We start from the raw sequence: 16,281 nt of genomic DNA, 5'->3' as shown, positions 1-16,281 counted from the left end.
GGACTGCCAGTCAGTCCCTTTTTTACCTCTGGTGCCGGATGCTGGCCCGGTACTCATTTGCTCCGCACTGGGAATGTGTGCGGATCAGCAAAACCTGCCGTTTTTCTTGCGGGTATGGCCGGGGCCGGTGCGCCCGGCCGGGGATAAACCGCCTGGAGGAGTGTGACATTTCCATGGCTGAGGTTTTGCCAGAAAAAAAGAAAAAATCACCCGCCCGGGAAGTGCTGGAGTCCATAGTCATAGCCGTTGTCCTGGCGGCGCTCATCCGCATGTTCATCATCCAGCCCTTCTACATCCCCTCGGGCTCCATGGAGCCCAATTTGCAGATCAACGACCGGATTATTGTCAGCAAGTTTACTTATCACTTCTGGCAGCCCCGGCGGGGTGACATTGTGGTCTTCAAATACCCCCTGGACCCTTCGCGCGACTTTGTCAAGCGGCTGATCGCCTTCGAGGGGGAAACCGTGGCCATCCGGGACGGCCGGCTGTACATCAACGGCAAACTGCAGCCCGAGCCCTACTTGCCGGTGGGTCTGAAAATGGCCGACTTCGGCCCGGTCAAGGTACCGCCCGGCCATTACTGGATGATGGGCGACAACCGCAACAACAGCGACGACAGCCGCATCTGGGGCCCACTGCCCAAAGAGAATGTGGTGGGCAAGGCGGTATTTATTTACTGGCCGATTGGGCATATTAAGATCTTGCGCTAAGACTGCTCTGTGAACTGGCGGGCGTGGCTTTCCTGAGCTATTTATTCGGGCGAGCGCAGGATGCACACCCACTCACGAAAATTGAAATTGCGCTGTAGTGCTAATTTACTATTTGCAAGGAGGTTTCGGGCTGTCGTGCAGATCCAGTGGTACCCCGGCCATATGGCCAGAGCCCGCCGGCAGGTGCAGGAAAACCTCAAACTGGTGGACGTAGCTATCGAACTGCTGGATGCCCGCATCCCCTTGAGCAGCCGCAACCCGGACATTGACGCCATCCTGCAGGGCTATCCCCGCCTGGTGGTGCTGAACAAGGCCGATCTGGCCGACCCGGCGGCCACTGCTGCCTGGCGGGAATATTTCGCCCGGCAGGGGCACACCGCCCTGGCGGTGGACAGCCAGCGCGGCGGCGGCACCGAGCGCATCCCGGCCGCCGTAGCCCGGCTGGCTGCGCCCCGGATGGCTGCCCTGACTGCCCGGGGCCGCCGCCCCCGGCCGCCCCGCTGTCTGATTGTGGGCGTGCCCAATGTGGGCAAATCCTCCCTGTTAAACCGCCTGGCTGGCCGCAAAGCCACCCGCACCGCTGACCGGCCCGGTGTCACCCGCGGTCCGCAGTGGGTACGCCTGTCCGGCGCCGTGGAACTGCTGGACACACCGGGCATCCTCTGGCCCAAATTCGCCGATCCGGCCGTGGGCCTCAAACTGGCCCTCACCGGAGCGATTAAGGAAGAGCTGTACAATGTGGAAGAATGCGCCCTGCGCCTGATTGACTACCTGTTGCTCACCCGGCCGCCGGCCCTGGAGGAACGTTACGGTTCGGCGGGGGAGGAGGTTGCCGGCAGACCGGCCGGGAGAGCGGGCGAAATGAGCACCGGGTTGCCGGATGGCACACCCGCTCTGCAGGAGATTGCTCCGCCAGCCGCTTTACCCGCCGACCCCTGGCTGCACCTGCTGCAGAGCGAGCCCTCCGCCGCCGCCCGCTGCTGGCTGGCGGCCATCGGCAAAAGGCGCGGTCTCTTGCTGCCCGGCGGACGGCCCGACCCGGCCCGCGCCGCCGTACAGCTGCTGCACGACTTCCGCGAGGGCAAACTGGGGCGCTTTACTCTGGAATTGTGTGATTGCGGCGGCGAAATGCACAATGTCCGCCTTCGATGAGCTTGACGATCTGCAGCGGGTGTGCCAATCCTGAGCGAGCCCGGCACGGAATTCGGGCGAGCGAATGATGCACACCCGCCCTGGGTAAGTGCTTGATGCAGTTCCGTATGCGACGACCGGGTGAGCGTTGCACATGCTCGCCCCAACCCCAAACCGTTCACCCAAAAAATATTTACATTCGGGGCAGGGATTTGTCCTTTCATCGCGAAAAAATGTTATACGGGAGGGTGGCGGAAATGTCCAAAACATCGGAAAATCCAGAAACGTCAAAGCCATCTGACCCGCCAGCAACTTCCGAAATTAACGCTATAGACAGCCCGGTGCCGCCGGAGTCCCTGGAAAGCCCCGCCCGGCCGCCCTCCCCCGACCAGTTCCTCCGGCAGTGCGGCCTGGAGTACATCGCCGGCGTGGACGAAGCCGGGCGCGGTCCCCTGGCCGGGCCCGTGGTGGCGGCCGCCGTCATCCTGCCGCCCGACTGCCGGCTGCCCGGCTTAAAAGACTCCAAACAGCTCACCGCCCGGCAGCGCCAGGCTCTGGCCGCCGCCATCCAGCAGCAGGCCCTGGCCTGGAACGTGGCCCTGGCCACTGTGGCCGAAATAGACCGCCTCAATATCCTGCAGGCCAGCCTGCTGGCCATGCAGCGCGCCGTCCGGGGGCTGAGCATAGCCCCCCAGCATGTGCTGGTGGACGGCCGCTTTATCGTGCCCGGCCTGGACCTGCCCCAGACCGCCCTGGTGCGGGGTGACACTTTAAGCCCCGGCATTGCCGCCGCCTCGGTGCTGGCCAAAGTATACCGCGACGACCTGATGCAGGCCCTGCACCAGCTCTACCCGCAGTACGGTTTCGACCGGCACAAGGGCTACCCCACTGCCGAGCACCGGGCCGCCCTGCGGCAGTTCGGTCCCAGTCCGGTGCACCGCCGCACTTTCCGGGGTGTATGTCAATAATTGCTGGTCTACCAGCCAGTCAACTTGCAGTATAATAACACAGTGAGCCATTGTCCAGGCTAGAATCACGCACAGAAAGGGGGGAAACCAATGCTTTCCGACTGGGGCGCAATCGCCATCTTCCTCATCGTGGGCATCGTCTTTGGCGCCGGGGGCATCATCACCAGCTTCATCATCCACCCGCGCCGCACTACGCCGCAAAAAGTGGAAGTTTACGAATGCGGTGTGGACACCATCGGCCCCACCTGGGTGCAGTTCAAAACCAGCTACTTCCTGTACGCTCTGCTCTTCGTCATCTTCGACGTAGAAACCATCTACCTGTACCCCTGGGCCGTCAAATTCACCAGCCTGGGGCTTTTCGCCTTCATTGAAATGATCATCTTCATCTTCATCCTGATTGTGGGCTTGTGGTACGCCTGGAAGGAAGGAGCATTAGAATGGATGTAAACAAAGAAGTCCATCCGGTGGAAAAGCTGACCAAAGACCCGGCCATCATCAATGAAGTGAAGCGTCTGGTCTATCTGGCTCCGCTGGAAAAACTGCTGAACCTGGCCCGGGCCCACTCTCTTTGGCCGCTGGGCTTCGGCCTGGCCTGCTGCGCCATCGAGGGCCTGATGGCCGCCAACATGGCCCGCTTCGACCTCTCCCGCTTCGGCTACGAGGTGATGCGCGGGTCGCCGCGCCAGGCCGACGTGATGCTGGTGGCCGGCACCATCACCAAAAAGGCCGCTCCCTTTGTGGTGCGCCTGTACGAGCAGATGCCCGAACCCAAGTGGGTGATCGCCATGGGCAGCTGCGCCATTTCGGGCGGCCCCTTTGTGGACTCCTATCACGTGGTGCCCGGGGCGGACAAACTCATCCCCGTGGACGTATATGTGCCCGGTTGCCCGCCGCGGCCCGAGGCCGTTATTGAAGCCTACCTGATGTTAAAAGAAAAAATCCTCAATCCCAAGGTGGTGAACCAGATCCGTGGCCCAAAAGCAATTACCGGCTGAACTGCTGGCAGCCCTAAGTGAAAAATTCCCCGGCCTGCAGGTGGCGGAGAACCAGGTGCTCACGGTGGACGCCGCTCAGCTCCTGCCGCTGATGCAGGAGCTGAAGGAAAATCCGGACTACGCCATGGATTACCTCACCAACCTCACCGGGGTGGATTACGCCGATCGTTTTGAAATGGTCTACAACCTGATTTCCTTTGAACACGGCTACGAACTGATGGTCAAATGCCCTCTGCCGGACAAGGAAAACCCGTCCGTGCCTTCGCTTTGCCCGCTCTGGGGCGGCGCCAACTGGCAGGAGCGCGAGGTCTACGACCTGATGGGCATCAACTTCACTGGCTACCCGGGTCACCCCACGCGTATTTTCCTGGAAGACAACTTCCCGGGCCATCCGCTGCGCAAGGACTTTCAGTGGGAAGGGGGCAGAGAGGCGTGAAAACCCAAACCTATGTGCTGAACCTGGGCCCCCAGCACCCCAGTACCCACGGTGTCTTCCGCATTATTCTGGAGCTGGACGGGGAAACCGTGGTCAAGGCCACGCCCGTGCCGGGTTACCTGCACCGGGGCATTGAAAAGCTGGCCGAGGCCCGCACCTACACCCAGGTCATTCCCTACACCGACCGCATGGACTACCTGGCGGCCATGCTAATGAACTGGGGCTATGTGGCGGCGGTGGAAAAGCTCATGGGCATTCAGGTGCCCGAGCGGGCCGAGTACATCCGGGTCATTGTGGGCGAGCTGTCCCGGATTGCTAGCCACCTGGTGGCTACCGGCGCCTATGGTGCCGACATCGGCGGGCTTACCGCCTTCATCTACACCTTCCGGGACCGGGAAGACGTGCTGGACATGCTGGAAATGATCTGCGGCTCGCGCATGACCTTCAGCTATTTCCGCATTGGCGGGGTGGCCGAGGACCTGCCCGAGGAGTTCTATCCCAAAATTAAGGAGTTCATTGCCAAATTCCCGGCCTGCTGTGACGAGTACGACGGCCTGATCACGGGCAACGAGATCTTCCAGGCCCGGACCAAGTTTGTGGGCGTCATTCCCCCCGAAGTGGCCGTCAACTACAGCCTGAGCGGTCCGGTGCTGCGGGCCAGCGGCGTCAACTTCGACCTGCGCAAAAACCGGCCTTACAGCGTCTATGACCGCTTCGACTTTGAGGTACCCCTGGGCAAGAACGGCGACTGTTTCGACCGCTTCCGCCTGCGCATTCTGGAGATGCGCCAGTCCATCCGCATCATCGAGCAGGCGCTGGAGCAAATGCCCGAAGGCGAGATCATGGCCAAAGTGCCCAAAGTGCTCAAGCCGCCGGCGGGCGATGCCTACGCCGAAATCGAGAGCTCCAAGGGTATATACGGCGCCTACGTTGTCAGCGACGGCTCCACCAAACCGTACCGCGTGCATTTCCGCCGCCCCTCCTTCATCAACCTGGGCTACCTGGGCCAGCTGTGCGAAGGCTGGAAGATTGCCGACGTCATCGCCATCCTGGGCAGCATCGACATCGTGCTGGGCGAAGTGGACTGCTAGCAAATTCCATGTAGGGGAGAAGAGGTATGGGTGAAAATCTTTTTACAGGGATAGCCGCCGGACTGCGCGGTGCGCTGGAGGGGCTGGGTCTGCCCGCCCTGGGTGCCGACACCGTGGTCATGGTGGTCAAGCTGCTGGCTATCCTGGTGTTTATTCTGGTCAACGCGCTCTGGCTGGTGTATATGGAGCGCCGGGTGGCCGCCTTTATCCAGTGCCGTCTGGGCCCCAACCGGGTGGGTCCCAAGGGCCTTTTGCAGACCACGGCCGACATCGGCAAGCTGCTGGCCAAGGAGATCATCCTGCCCAAACATGCCGACAAGGTGGTCTTTTTACTGGCGGCTGCCCTGATCTTTGCGCCGCCCTTCATGATTTACGCCGTGGTGCCCTTCGGGGAGAACATGGCCGCGGTGGACATGAACATCGGCGTGTTCTACTTCCTGGCGGTGGCCTCGCTATCCACCATCATCTTCTGGATGGCCGGCTGGTCCTCCAACAACAAATACTCGCTGATCGGCGGCATGCGCGTGGTGGCGCAGATGGTCAGCTATGAGCTGCCGCTGGTGCTGGCCCTGCTGGGCGTGGTCATGATCACGGGCACGCTGAATATGTCCGAAGTGGTGAGCGCCCAGAAAAACATCTGGTTTATCTTTACCCAGCCCCTGGCCTTTTTGATTTACTTCATCGCCGGCGTGTCCGAAACCAACCGTACCCCCTTCGACCTGGTGGAAGGGGAATCCGAGATCATCGCCGGTCCTTACACCGAGTACAGCGGAATGGGCTTTGCCATGTTCTTCCTGGCCGAGTACGCCAACGTCATGCTGGTTTCGGCCATGTGCACCGTGATGTTCCTGGGCGGCTGGCTGGCCCCCTTCGGCCTGACCTTCATCCCGTCCTGGGTCTGGTTCTTCCTCAAGATGTACGTGATGATCTTCATCTTCATGTGGATTCGCTGGACTTACCCGCGCATCCGGGTTGACCAGCTCATGGGCTTCGGCTGGAAGGTGCTGGTGCCCCTGTCGCTGGCCAACATCTTTATTACCGGGGTAGGCATGTACCTCTACCGGGCGATGGGGTGGTGAGAGCATGTTCGGACAAGGGTTACTGAAAGGACTGCAGATTACCTGGGGCTGGTTCTTCCGCAAAAAGGTGACGGTGGAATACCCCGACGAGAAAATACCCATGGCTCCCCGCTTCCACGGCCGCTTCGAGCTGGATGTGGACAAGTGCATCGCCTGCGGGCTGTGTGCCAACGCCTGTCCCAACAAGGTGATCCAGTTGGAGCGCACCAAAGTGGGCACAAAGCAGTACCTGACCAAATATATCATGCGCATTGAGTACTGCCTGTTCTGCGGCCTGTGCGTGGAGTCCTGCAACAAGGACGCCTTGAAATTCAGCAATGTGATTGATATGAACCAGTACACCCGCAATTGGGTGCGCCTGACCCTGGTGGACCGCCCGGCTCCCCCGCCCGAAGTGGTGGCCCAGGCCGAAGCCGAGGCCAAAGCCGCGGCCGAGAAGGCTGCTGCCGCCAAGGCCGCCGCGGCCGCCAAAGATGCTGCGGCCAAAGAAAAGCCGGCGGCCAAAGCCAAAGAGGGCGCCCCGGCCAAGGAGGGTAAGTAGTCATGGAAAGCAGTATCTGGACTGCGCTGGCCTTTTATGTTCTGGCGGCCACCATTGTGGGCTCGGCCCTTTTGGTGGTGTGCCTGCGCAACATCGTGCACTCGGTGCTCTGGCTGGCCGTTTGCTTTATCGCCATGGCCGGGCTCTTCCTCACCCTGGACGCCGACTTCCTGGCCGCCGTGCAGGTCATGGTCTACGCCGGCGCGGTCTGCATCATGGTGGTTTTCGGTATCATGCTCATTCAGCGCGGCAATATGGGCCAGACCAACCTGTTTAACAGCCAGACCAAAATTTCGGCTGCTGTGGTGGCCCTGGTGATCACCCTGTGCGGCGCCCTTTCCGCCCGCACCCAGTGGCTGGATGCCGGTGCCCCGGTGCCCGAGAAAACCGTGGAAAATATCGCGCAGCTGCTGCTCAGCAAGTACGTCATTCCCTTTGAAGTGGCCGCGCTCTTGCTGCTGGTGGCTCTGGTGGGGGCCATCTTCCTGGCCCGGGAGGTGAAGGAGTAAATGCAACCTTTAACCATCGGCCTGGTGCACTACACCGTGCTGTCGGCCATCCTCTTCGGCATCGGCCTGTTTGGCGTGCTGGCCAAGAAAAACGCGGTATCGGTGCTCATCTGCATTGAGCTCATGCTCAACGCGGTCAATATCAACCTGATTGCCTTTAGCAAGTACGTCACGCCGGGCGATTTCATCGGCCAGATTTTCGCCATCTTTGTGATCACGGTGGCCGCCGCCGAAGTGGGCGTGGGCCTGGCCATTATCATCGCCATCTACCGGAACAAGCTCACCGTCAACCTGGACGAGTTCGACTGGCTGAAGTGGTAAGGGGGGTGTGGAAGATATTATGGTAGAATTTGCGCTTTACCATGCCTGGCTGGTGCCGCTGCTGCCCGCCCTGGCATTTGTGATCATCATATTCCTGACCAAGCCCTGGCCCAAGCTGAGCGCCCTGGTTTCTATCACGGCCATGGTTAGCTCCTGTGTGATTGCCACGGCTGCCGCCTACGGGGTTTTCACCAGCCACGAGTTTGTGGAAAAACCTCTGGTGTACGCCGCCCGCTGGTTCTCCCTGGGGCCGGCCGGTGCGCCCGACCTGCAGATTAATGTGGGCATTCAGCTGGACCCCTCTTCGGCCATGATGATCTTCATGGTCACCCTGGTGGCCTCGCTGATCCAGATTTACTCGGTGGGCTACATGGAAGGGGATCCGGGCTTCTCGGTGTTCTTCTCCTACCTGTCGCTGTTCGCTTCTTCCATGCTGCTGCTGGTGGTTTCCAGCAACCTGCTGCAGATGTTCATTGCCTGGGAGCTGGTGGGCCTGTGCTCCTATCTCCTGATCGGTTTCTTTTCGCACAAGATCTCGGCCCGCGAGGCGGCCAAAAAGGCCTTCGTCACCTGCCGGGTGGCCGACTTCGGCCTTTTGCTGGGCATCCTCTCCCTGGCCATTGTCTTCGGTACCCTGGATCTGGTGGAACTGGCGCACAAGATTGAAAACTTCCAGCAGTACACCAGCCTGGGTGTGCTGACCCTGATCGCCGTGCTGGTCTTCATCGGGCCCATCGGTAAATCGGGCCAGTTCCCGCTGCATGTGTGGCTTCCCGACGCTATGGAAGGTCCCACCCCGGTCAGCGCCCTGATCCACGCCGCTACCATGGTGGTGGCCGGTGTGTACCTGGTGGGCCGCACCATGTTCCTCTTCCACCAGGTGGATACAGCCATGCAGCTGGTGGCCGTCACCGGCGCCTTCACCGCGCTGTTTGCCGCCTCCATTGCGGTTACCCAGCGCGAGATCAAGCGCATCCTGGCCTACTCCACCGTCAGTCAGCTGGGCTACATGATGCTGGCCCTGGGGGTGGGCAGCCTGACCGCTTCTTTCTTCCACCTCTGGACCCACGCTTTCTTTAAGGCCCTGATGTTCCTGGGTGCCGGTTCGGTGCTGCACGCCCTGCACCACAAGGCCGACGTCTGGGAAATGGGTGGCCTGATCAAGAAAATGCCCATCACGGGCTGGACTTTTGTCATCGGCGGCCTGGCCATCGCCGGTATCCCGCCCTTCGCCGGCTTCTGGTCCAAGGATGAAATCCTGCTCAGCGCCTTTGAAAGCGGTCACTATGTGCTCTTTGCCATGGCGGCCTTCACCGCCTTCCTGACCGCCTTCTACATGTGGCGGATGATCTTCCTGGCCTTCTTCGGCGAGGAGAAACCGGAAAATCACCCGCACGAGTCGCCCTATGTGATGACCGTGCCCCTGATGGTGCTGGCCTTCCTGGCCACGGTGGGCGGTCTGGTGGGTACCCCCTGGACACCTGAGAAATATTCCTGGGCCCACTATATCTACTTCGGCCACCCGCACCACCTGGAGCCCAACTTCCTGATCATGATCGGATCCGTGGTGCTGGCTGTGTGCGGTATCTACCTGGCCTACACCCTGTACTGCGCGGACAAGGACAAAGCCAGAGCGCACGCCCTTGCCGACAAATACCGCGGTTTGCACACCCTGCTCTACAACAAGTACTATATTGATGAAATTTATCTCTGGCTCAACCACAACCTGGTGGACGGCGCCGCCAAACTGTTCTACCTGTTCGACATCTACATTGTCGACGGCGTGATTGTGAACGGCATTGCCGCCATCACCCGCCTGTCCGGCGAGGGCCTGCGCGTGTCCCAGACCGGCCGCCTGCAGAACTACGCTCTGGTCTTCTTCCTGGGCGTGCTGGCCGTGGCCGTGATCCTGGCCTTCACCGCCCCATCCGCCGCCGGGCTTCTGGGAGGTGTCAAGTAAATGAGCGGTTTTCCCGTCCTGACCACCATCCTGCTGGCTCCCGTGGTGGCCGCCCTGATCATGGCCTTCATCCCCCGGGGCGAGGGCAAGCTGATCAAATGCCTGGCTGCTGCCGGCACCTTTGTCTCGCTGGCCCTGTCGCTCTATGTCTACTTTGCCTATGACCAGACCCTGGGCGGCCTGCAGTTTGTGGAGAAAATTCCCTGGATTAAAGATCTGGGCGTCAGCTACTTTCTGGGCGTGGACGGCATCAGCCTGCCCATGCTTTTGCTGACCAACCTGATTGGCTTTTCGGCCGTCTTTGCTTCCTGGAATGTGCAAAACCGGCCGCGGGAGTTCTTTATCCTGCTCTGCCTGCTAATCACGGGCGTGATGGGCACCTTTGTGGCTCACGACCTGTTCATCTTCCTGCTTTTCTACGAAGTGGTGGTCATCCCCATTTACATCCTGGTGATTATCTGGGGTAGCTCCAAGCGGGTGAGCAAGGAATACGCCGGTATGAAGCTGACCATCTACCTGCTGATCGGGTCGGCCTTCCTGCTGGTGGGTGTGATTGCCTTCTTCGTCAAGTCGGTGGGCGTGCTGGGAGCTCCCGACATGAGCTTCACCGCCCTGGCCGAAGCCGGGCAGCAGTTGCCGGCCCGCGACCAGATCTGGCTGTACGCTCTGATGCTCTTCGGCTTTGGTTCGCTGATTTCCATGTGGCCCTTCCACTCCTGGTCGCCCGACGGCTACGCCGGTGCGCCCACGGCTGTGTCCATGATCCACGCCGGCGTGCTGAAGAAGATCGGCGGCTACGGTCTGGTCAAGATCGCTCTGTTCTGCCTGCCCCTGGGGGCCAAATTCTGGGCGCCCTATGTGGCCGTGCTGGGGGTAGCCGGTGTGGCCTATGCTGCCTTTGCCGCCCTGGCCCAGAAAGACCTGAAATACGTCGTAGGGTACTCCTCGGTATCCCACATGGGCTATGTGCTGCTGGCCCTGGCCTCGCTCAACGTGATTGGCGTGAACGGCGCTGTGGCCAATATGTTCGCCCACGGCGTGATGGCGGCCCTGTTCTTTGCCATGATTGGCTTTATCTATGAAAAGACCCACACCCGCTGGATTCCCGACCTGGGCGGCCTGGCCCGGCAGACGCCGCGCCTGGCGGTGGGCTTCATGATGGCGGCCATGGCTTCCCTGGGTCTGCCCGGCCTGGTCAGCTTCATCCCCGAGTTCACCATCTTTGTGGGCTCCTTCCAGGTGTACGGCGGTCTGGCCGTGGTCGGTATCGCCGGGATCATCCTCACCGCCCTCTATGTGCTGCGGGCCGGCGCCAACACCCTGTTTGGCCCACCCCGTCCGGAATACGACCACCTGGAGGACATCCACGGTCCGGAAATGGTGCCCCTGGTGGTGCTGGGCAGTGTGCTGGTGATTGGCGGTCTGCTGCCTTCCCTGATCTTCGACATGATCAACAGCGGCGTGGTGCCGCTCATGTCGCAAATCCAAAACGCCCTGCAGATCGGAGGGGTGTTCTAAATGCCGGTTAATCTCAGTCTGATTATTCCTGAAATGGCCCTGGCCGGCCTGGGCCTGGCCCTGCTCATCCTGGGCCTGATTGTGCCCAAAGACAGCCGGCAGGGCCTGGGCTGGCTCACCGCCCTGGCCCTGGCCGCCGTGGCCGGGCTGACCGTGGCCTGCTGGGGCAACCAGGGCACCACCATGTTCGGCCTCTATATCGTGGACGGCTACGCCTATTTCTTCAAGCTGACCTTCCTGGTGGCCGCCGCTCTGGTGGTGCTGGGCAGCCAGGGCTTTGTGGACCGCCAGCTGGGCGGCTGGAGTGAATATTACAGCACCCTGGTTTTCGCCACCCTGGGCATGGTGGTCATGGCCTCGGCCGGTGATTTCATGACCATGTACCTGGGCCTGGAGTTGATGACCATAGCCTTCATCATCCTGGTCTGCTTCCGCCGCACCGACGGCAAATCGGTGGAGGCCGGCATGAAGTATGTGCTGCTGGCGGGCATGTCCTCGGCCGTGCTGCTCTACGGCCTCAGCCTGGTCTACGGCATCACGGGCAGTGTGGCCGTGCTGGAGGTGGGCCGGGCCGCGGCCTTAAATCCCACCCCCGCCCTCATGCTGGGCGTGGTGCTGCTGCTGGCCGGCCTGGGCTTTAAAATTTCGGCCGTGCCCTTCCATATGTGGTCGCCCGATATTTACGAAGGCGCGCCCACACCGGTCACTGCCTTTTTGGCCGTGGGTTCCAAGGCGGCTTCCTTTGCTGTGCTGCTGCGCATCTTTGTGGCCGCCCTGCCCGGCATCTGGGACAGCTGGAACACCGTGGTGGCCATCCTGGCTGCAGTTACAATTATCGTGGGCAACCTGGTGGCCATTCCCCAGACCAACCTGAAGCGCATGCTGGCCTACTCCAGCATCGCCCAGGCCGGATACATCCTGGTGGGCCTGGTTACAGCCAGTGAGGCTGGCATTAAGGGCGTCATGTTCTACGCCTTCCTGTACGTCTTTGCCACTGTGGGCGCCTTCACTGTGGCCGCCCATTTCTACAACGCCACGGGCAGCGACGAGATCAAGGACTACGCTGGCCTGGCCCAGCGTTCGCCCCTCATGGCCGCCGTGCTGGTGGTGTCTATGCTCTCCATGGCCGGCATCCCGCCCCTGGCCGGCTTTGTGGGCAAATTCTACCTATTCAAGACCATTGTGGACAACTACCTCTGGCTGGCCTTCATCGGCCTGATCATGAGCATGGTCTCGGTCTACTATTACCTGCGTGTGGCCCTGGTCATGTACCGGGATGAGCCTCTGGACGGCACGCCCATTGCTGTAGGCGGCCCGGTCTGGGCCACCCTGGTGGTGACCATGTTGGTGACCCTGCTGCTGGGCGTGTACCCCGGCCCGGTGTCCGAGGTGGTTAACGCCGCGGCGCACACCTTCTTCCTGCACTGAATTAAAAAAGAGAAACTGGAGGTCTGTGCGGACTTCCAGTTTCTCTCCGGTAATTTTTCTGATTAAAAGTATTTCCTTAAAAGGTTTGGCCGGTTGTAGCCACCCCACCAGGGGCACGGACAGCGGCCTTTTTTGTTTACACTCACATTTCCTCGCCGTAATTGCCCTCTCCGCCATAACCGTGGCGGCCGCGTTTGGCCAGGGCGTATCCGGCCAGCAGCAGGGCGGGGATGGTGATCACATGCCAGCCCCACCAGCTGGGGTGGAGCATTTGATTGGCCTTGCGGCTGATGCGGTTTTGTTTGTAGAACATGCTTTGAGTCTCCCTTCATGGAAATAGTTTTGCGCCTGGTGTTAATACTCATCTGTTCGCCCGGCCGGGATGGGCAAATTCTTTGCAAAGGCAAGTTCTTTCACAGGCCAGACCTCAAAAGAAATTCTTTTGTCTATAGGCTGTCCATGTTGCTGGCAAAAATATGACATGAAAAAGCTGGTAAGACGTGCTATACTATCTTCAGGTGTCAGAAAATTAAGTCCGCCGGGTGCCGGCAGGGTACTGCCGGTGAAACCCGGGCAGCCGGCAGGGACTGTCGGTAAAGGAGAGGTGCGCAATGGCTGAAATGGCCTACCGGGGAACGGCCGATTATCTGGCCGATGAGGATTTGCTATACTCGGTGAATATAGCCGCCGCGCTGGGCCGGCCGCTGCTGGTCAAGGGCGAACCGGGCACGGGCAAGACCATGCTGGCCCGCAGTGTGGCGCAGGCCCTGAATATGCCGCTGTATATTTGGAACATCAAATCCACCAGCAAGGCGCGGGACGGCCTGTATGTTTACGATACGGTGCAGCGCCTGTACGACAGCCAGTTTGGCGACCGGGATGTGTCCGACATCAAGCAGTACATCAAACTGGGCCAGCTGGGGCAGGCCTTTCTCTGTGAGCAGCGGGCGGTGCTACTGATTGATGAGATTGACAAAGCCGACCTGGAGTTTCCCAACGACCTGCTGTGGGAACTGGACATGATGAGCTTTTACATCCCGGAGACCGGAGAGACCATCACCGCCCGGCACCGGCCGGTGGTGATCATCACCAGCAACGCGGAAAAGGAGCTGCCCGATGCCTTTCTGCGGCGCTGCATTTTTCATTACATCGCCTTTCCCACACCCGAAATGATGGCCCGCATTGTGCGGGTGCACTTTCCGCGGCTGGAGGAAAAGCTGCTGGCGGCCGTGCTGGAAGCCTTTTATGCCCTGCGGGCGGTGCCCGGTTTGCAGAAAAAGCCCAGCACCAGCGAACTGCTGGACTGGATCCAGGCCCTGGTGCTTGGCGGTATCACACCGGAAAAGCTGCAGAAGGAAATTCCCTTTCTGGGCGTGCTGCTCAAGAAAAATCAGGACTTCGATCTGGCCCTGCGGCGCCTGGCTGCCGGCCGGCCCCCCGAGAAAACCCGCTACAGCTGGAATTGACCGGGGTGATGACAATTGTTCACCGGATTTTATTATGAGCTGCGCCGCTGCGGTGTACCCGTGACGCCCACCGAGTGGCTGGTGCTGCAGGAGGCGCTGGATCGCGGCCTGGCCGGGGCCAGCCTGCTTTGGTTTTACTACCTGGCCCGCGCCGTGCTGGTCAAGAGTGAGGCCCACTACGACCGCTTCGATCAGGCCTTTGCCGGCTACTTTGAGCAGGTGCAGACTTCGCCCGAGCTGGCTGAAAGGGTAGCCCGCTGGCTGCAGAACGCCCTGCCGCCCCTGAAGGTGGACCGGCCAAACCGCTCGCCCTGGCAGGATTTCAGCCTGGAAGAACTGCAGCGCCGCCTGGCCGAGAGGCTGCAGCAGCAGAAAGGGGAGCACCACGGCGGCAACCGCTGGATCGGCACGGGCGGCACCTCCCCTTTCGGGCACTCCGGCTACAATCCGGCCGGTGTGCGTATCGGCGGCGAGTCGGGCAATCGGTCCGCCGTCAAGGTGGCCGGCGAAAGGCGTTACCGCGACTTCCGCCAGGACGAGACGCTGCACACCCGCCAGTTTGAGCTGGCCCTGCGCCGGCTGCGCCGGCTCAGCAGCCGGGTGGACGGCCCCAAAGATGTGCTGGATGTGGAAGAAACCGTGCGGGAAACCTGCCGGCAGGCCGGTTTCTTGAGCCTGGTCTGGGAGCGGGAGCGGCGCAACACCATCCGGGTGGTCATGCTGATGGACTCGGGCGGCTCGATGAACCCGCACGCCCGGCTGTGCAGCCGCCTGTTCACGGCGGCTTCCCGGGCCAGCCACTTCAAGGATCTCCAGACATATTTCTTTCATAACTGCGTTTATGACAAGCTCTTCCTGGACCCCCTGTGCCTGGTCAAAAACAGTGTGAAAACCCTGGACGTGCTCCGGCAGCTTTCCCCGGATTACCGCCTGATCATTGTGGGCGATGCCAGCATGGCACCCAGCGAGCTGCTCATGGAGGGCGGAGCGCTGGACTGGAGTGCCGCCGCCAATGAAAAGGGCATTGTCTGGCTGGAGCGCCTGGCGGCGCATTTTACGCACGCCGTCTGGCTCAACCCGCTGCCGCGCCGGCTGTGGCCGGGAGACGATGCCTACGATACCATAACGCTCATCCGCCGTATTTTTCCCATGTTTGAACTTACCCTGGAGGGGCTGGAAGCGGCGGTGCGCCGGCTGAAGGTGGCGCGCTGAGCAGCGTGGCTCGCCCTGGGGGGTGAGCTGTGCGGGTATTTGCTGGGCAGCAGATGGATCCGGCTAGAAAGCATACCTGCGGAGATGAAGAAAATTGATCTAAAGAAAAAGCCCTGTCCTGGTTTTGCCGGGATAATTTGCTAAAAAGGAGGAACCCACCATGTCTAACCTGGCTGAGGAAAGGGCCCTGATGGCCCGCAATCTGGCCGGAGAACTCTTTAAAGCTGGCTTTAACTGCGCCGAGTCCATCCTGCTGGCTTTCCGGGAACTGCTCAAGCTGGATTTCCCGCCCCAGACGGTGCGCCTGGCCACCGGCCTGGGCGGCGGTTTGGGTCATGCTGGGTGCATGTGCGGCGCCCTCACGGCTTCGGCCCTGGTGCTGGGGGCGCTCAAAGGGCGCACCACGGCGGCGGAAAGCCGGGACGCCGCTTATGAGCTCACCCGCCAGTTTCACGATCTGTTTCAGGAAAAGCACGGCAATACCTGTTGCCGGGCCCTCAACCCGCACCCCTTCGACAGCAAGGAGCACCTGCGCAACTGCTTGAAAATCACCGGCGGTACGGCCAAAATGCTCATGGAGTACCTTCAGCAAAAAGGTCTGGCCTGAAAAATCACTGCCGGTGTAGTGACAGATGTCACTACACCGGCCGGAGCCGCCGGGTGATGACAGTCCCGCTGGAGCGTCGCCGGGCGGCCCTTTTTTTACCCGGCCGGGGAGTGAATTGTCATTGGGGGTTTTAGCTGGGTATGTGAAATATACCACAATATGTTGTTGACACTGGTCGGAGTCTGCCTTAAACTTATTGTTAAACAGGCCGGGAATTAATCGCTCAGCGGACCGGGTTGTCGGGCGGTCCGCTAAAAAACGCGGCAAATCCGGCACAGGGCGGTACCCGGCGGTGGCCCGTCCGCAGGG

18 protein-coding genes are annotated in these 16,281 nt (G+C 60.9%); 17 read left to right on the top strand and 1 reads right to left on the bottom strand.

Annotation, left to right across the window (positions count from 1 at the left end):
- Positions 1-173 precede the first annotated feature (173 nt).
- The 14 genes from lepB (at position 174) to ACUVTU_RS04675 (ending at position 12,687) form a co-directional block, all read left to right on the top strand.
- Positions 174-710, top strand: coding sequence for a signal peptidase I (gene lepB, locus ACUVTU_RS04740; RefSeq protein ID WP_445888807.1), 537 nt, complete (start codon positions 174-176; stop codon positions 708-710).
- Between the two features lie 135 nt (positions 711-845).
- A complete protein-coding gene (gene ylqF, locus ACUVTU_RS04735; protein WP_445888806.1) occupies positions 846-1,862 on the top strand; it encodes a ribosome biogenesis GTPase YlqF in 1,017 nt (338 codons plus the stop codon).
- Positions 1,863-2,098: 236 nt separating this feature from the next.
- Complete coding sequence (locus tag ACUVTU_RS04730; RefSeq protein WP_445888805.1) at positions 2,099-2,809, top strand: ribonuclease HII; 711 nt, start codon at positions 2,099-2,101, stop codon at positions 2,807-2,809.
- A gap of 90 nt (positions 2,810-2,899) precedes the next feature.
- Positions 2,900-3,256 carry an NADH-quinone oxidoreductase subunit A gene (locus ACUVTU_RS04725; RefSeq protein WP_445888804.1) on the top strand — a complete coding sequence of 119 codons (357 nt, stop codon included), beginning with the start codon at positions 2,900-2,902 and terminating at the stop codon, positions 3,254-3,256.
- Positions 3,247-3,804, top strand: a complete 558-nt coding sequence (locus tag ACUVTU_RS04720) for an NADH-quinone oxidoreductase subunit B (RefSeq protein WP_018085611.1) — start codon at positions 3,247-3,249, stop codon at positions 3,802-3,804. The genes ACUVTU_RS04725 and ACUVTU_RS04720 overlap by 10 nt, the downstream gene beginning before the upstream one ends.
- A complete protein-coding gene (locus ACUVTU_RS04715; RefSeq protein ID WP_445888803.1) occupies positions 3,779-4,240 on the top strand; it encodes an NADH-quinone oxidoreductase subunit C in 462 nt (153 codons plus the stop codon). Before ACUVTU_RS04720 ends, ACUVTU_RS04715 begins: the two co-directional genes overlap by 26 nt.
- Positions 4,237-5,331 carry an NADH-quinone oxidoreductase subunit D gene (locus tag ACUVTU_RS04710; RefSeq protein ID WP_445888802.1) on the top strand — a complete coding sequence of 365 codons (1,095 nt, stop codon included), beginning with the start codon at positions 4,237-4,239 and terminating at the stop codon, positions 5,329-5,331. The genes ACUVTU_RS04715 and ACUVTU_RS04710 overlap by 4 nt, the downstream gene beginning before the upstream one ends.
- A 26-nt stretch (positions 5,332-5,357) precedes the next feature.
- Positions 5,358-6,410, top strand: a complete 1,053-nt coding sequence (nuoH, locus tag ACUVTU_RS04705) for an NADH-quinone oxidoreductase subunit NuoH (protein ID WP_445888801.1) — start codon at positions 5,358-5,360, stop codon at positions 6,408-6,410.
- A 4-nt stretch (positions 6,411-6,414) separates the two neighbouring features.
- Complete coding sequence (locus ACUVTU_RS04700) at positions 6,415-6,951, top strand: 4Fe-4S binding protein (RefSeq protein WP_445888800.1); 537 nt, start codon at positions 6,415-6,417, stop codon at positions 6,949-6,951.
- 2 nt (positions 6,952-6,953) lie between these two features.
- A complete protein-coding gene (locus ACUVTU_RS04695) occupies positions 6,954-7,460 on the top strand; it encodes an NADH-quinone oxidoreductase subunit J family protein (RefSeq protein WP_445888799.1) in 507 nt (168 codons plus the stop codon).
- Positions 7,461-7,781: an NADH-quinone oxidoreductase subunit NuoK gene (gene nuoK, locus ACUVTU_RS04690; RefSeq protein ID WP_445888798.1), complete on the top strand. Its 321-nt coding sequence runs from the start codon at positions 7,461-7,463 to the stop codon at positions 7,779-7,781.
- Between the two features lie 19 nt (positions 7,782-7,800).
- On the top strand, positions 7,801-9,741 hold the full coding sequence (gene nuoL, locus ACUVTU_RS04685; protein WP_445888825.1) for an NADH-quinone oxidoreductase subunit L: 1,941 nt from the start codon (positions 7,801-7,803) through the stop codon (positions 9,739-9,741).
- On the top strand, positions 9,742-11,259 hold the full coding sequence (locus ACUVTU_RS04680) for a complex I subunit 4 family protein (RefSeq protein ID WP_445888797.1): 1,518 nt from the start codon (positions 9,742-9,744) through the stop codon (positions 11,257-11,259).
- Entirely contained in the window at positions 11,260-12,687 is a 1,428-nt protein-coding gene (locus tag ACUVTU_RS04675; RefSeq protein ID WP_445888796.1) for an NADH-quinone oxidoreductase subunit N, read from the top strand. It abuts the gene before it with no gap.
- A gap of 142 nt (positions 12,688-12,829) precedes the next feature.
- On the opposite strand, the gene ACUVTU_RS04670 is transcribed toward ACUVTU_RS04675, so the two are convergent.
- Entirely contained in the window at positions 12,830-13,000 is a 171-nt protein-coding gene (locus ACUVTU_RS04670) for a hypothetical protein (protein ID WP_445888795.1), read from the bottom strand.
- A gap of 298 nt (positions 13,001-13,298) precedes the next feature.
- Between ACUVTU_RS04670 and ACUVTU_RS04665 the strand changes: the two genes are divergently transcribed.
- From ACUVTU_RS04665 to ACUVTU_RS04655, 3 genes are all read left to right on the top strand, one after another.
- Positions 13,299-14,153, top strand: coding sequence for an AAA family ATPase (locus tag ACUVTU_RS04665; RefSeq protein WP_445888794.1), 855 nt, complete (start codon positions 13,299-13,301; stop codon positions 14,151-14,153).
- A 15-nt stretch (positions 14,154-14,168) separates the two neighbouring features.
- Positions 14,169-15,365 carry a vWA domain-containing protein gene (locus ACUVTU_RS04660; RefSeq protein WP_445888793.1) on the top strand — a complete coding sequence of 399 codons (1,197 nt, stop codon included), beginning with the start codon at positions 14,169-14,171 and terminating at the stop codon, positions 15,363-15,365.
- Between the two features lie 160 nt (positions 15,366-15,525).
- Entirely contained in the window at positions 15,526-15,972 is a 447-nt protein-coding gene (locus tag ACUVTU_RS04655; protein WP_445888792.1) for a C-GCAxxG-C-C family protein, read from the top strand.
- Positions 15,973-16,281 lie beyond the last annotated feature (309 nt).

The organism is Desulfurispora sp. (genome assembly GCF_052744395.1).
This window is presented reverse-complemented; position numbering and strand designations above follow the sequence as displayed.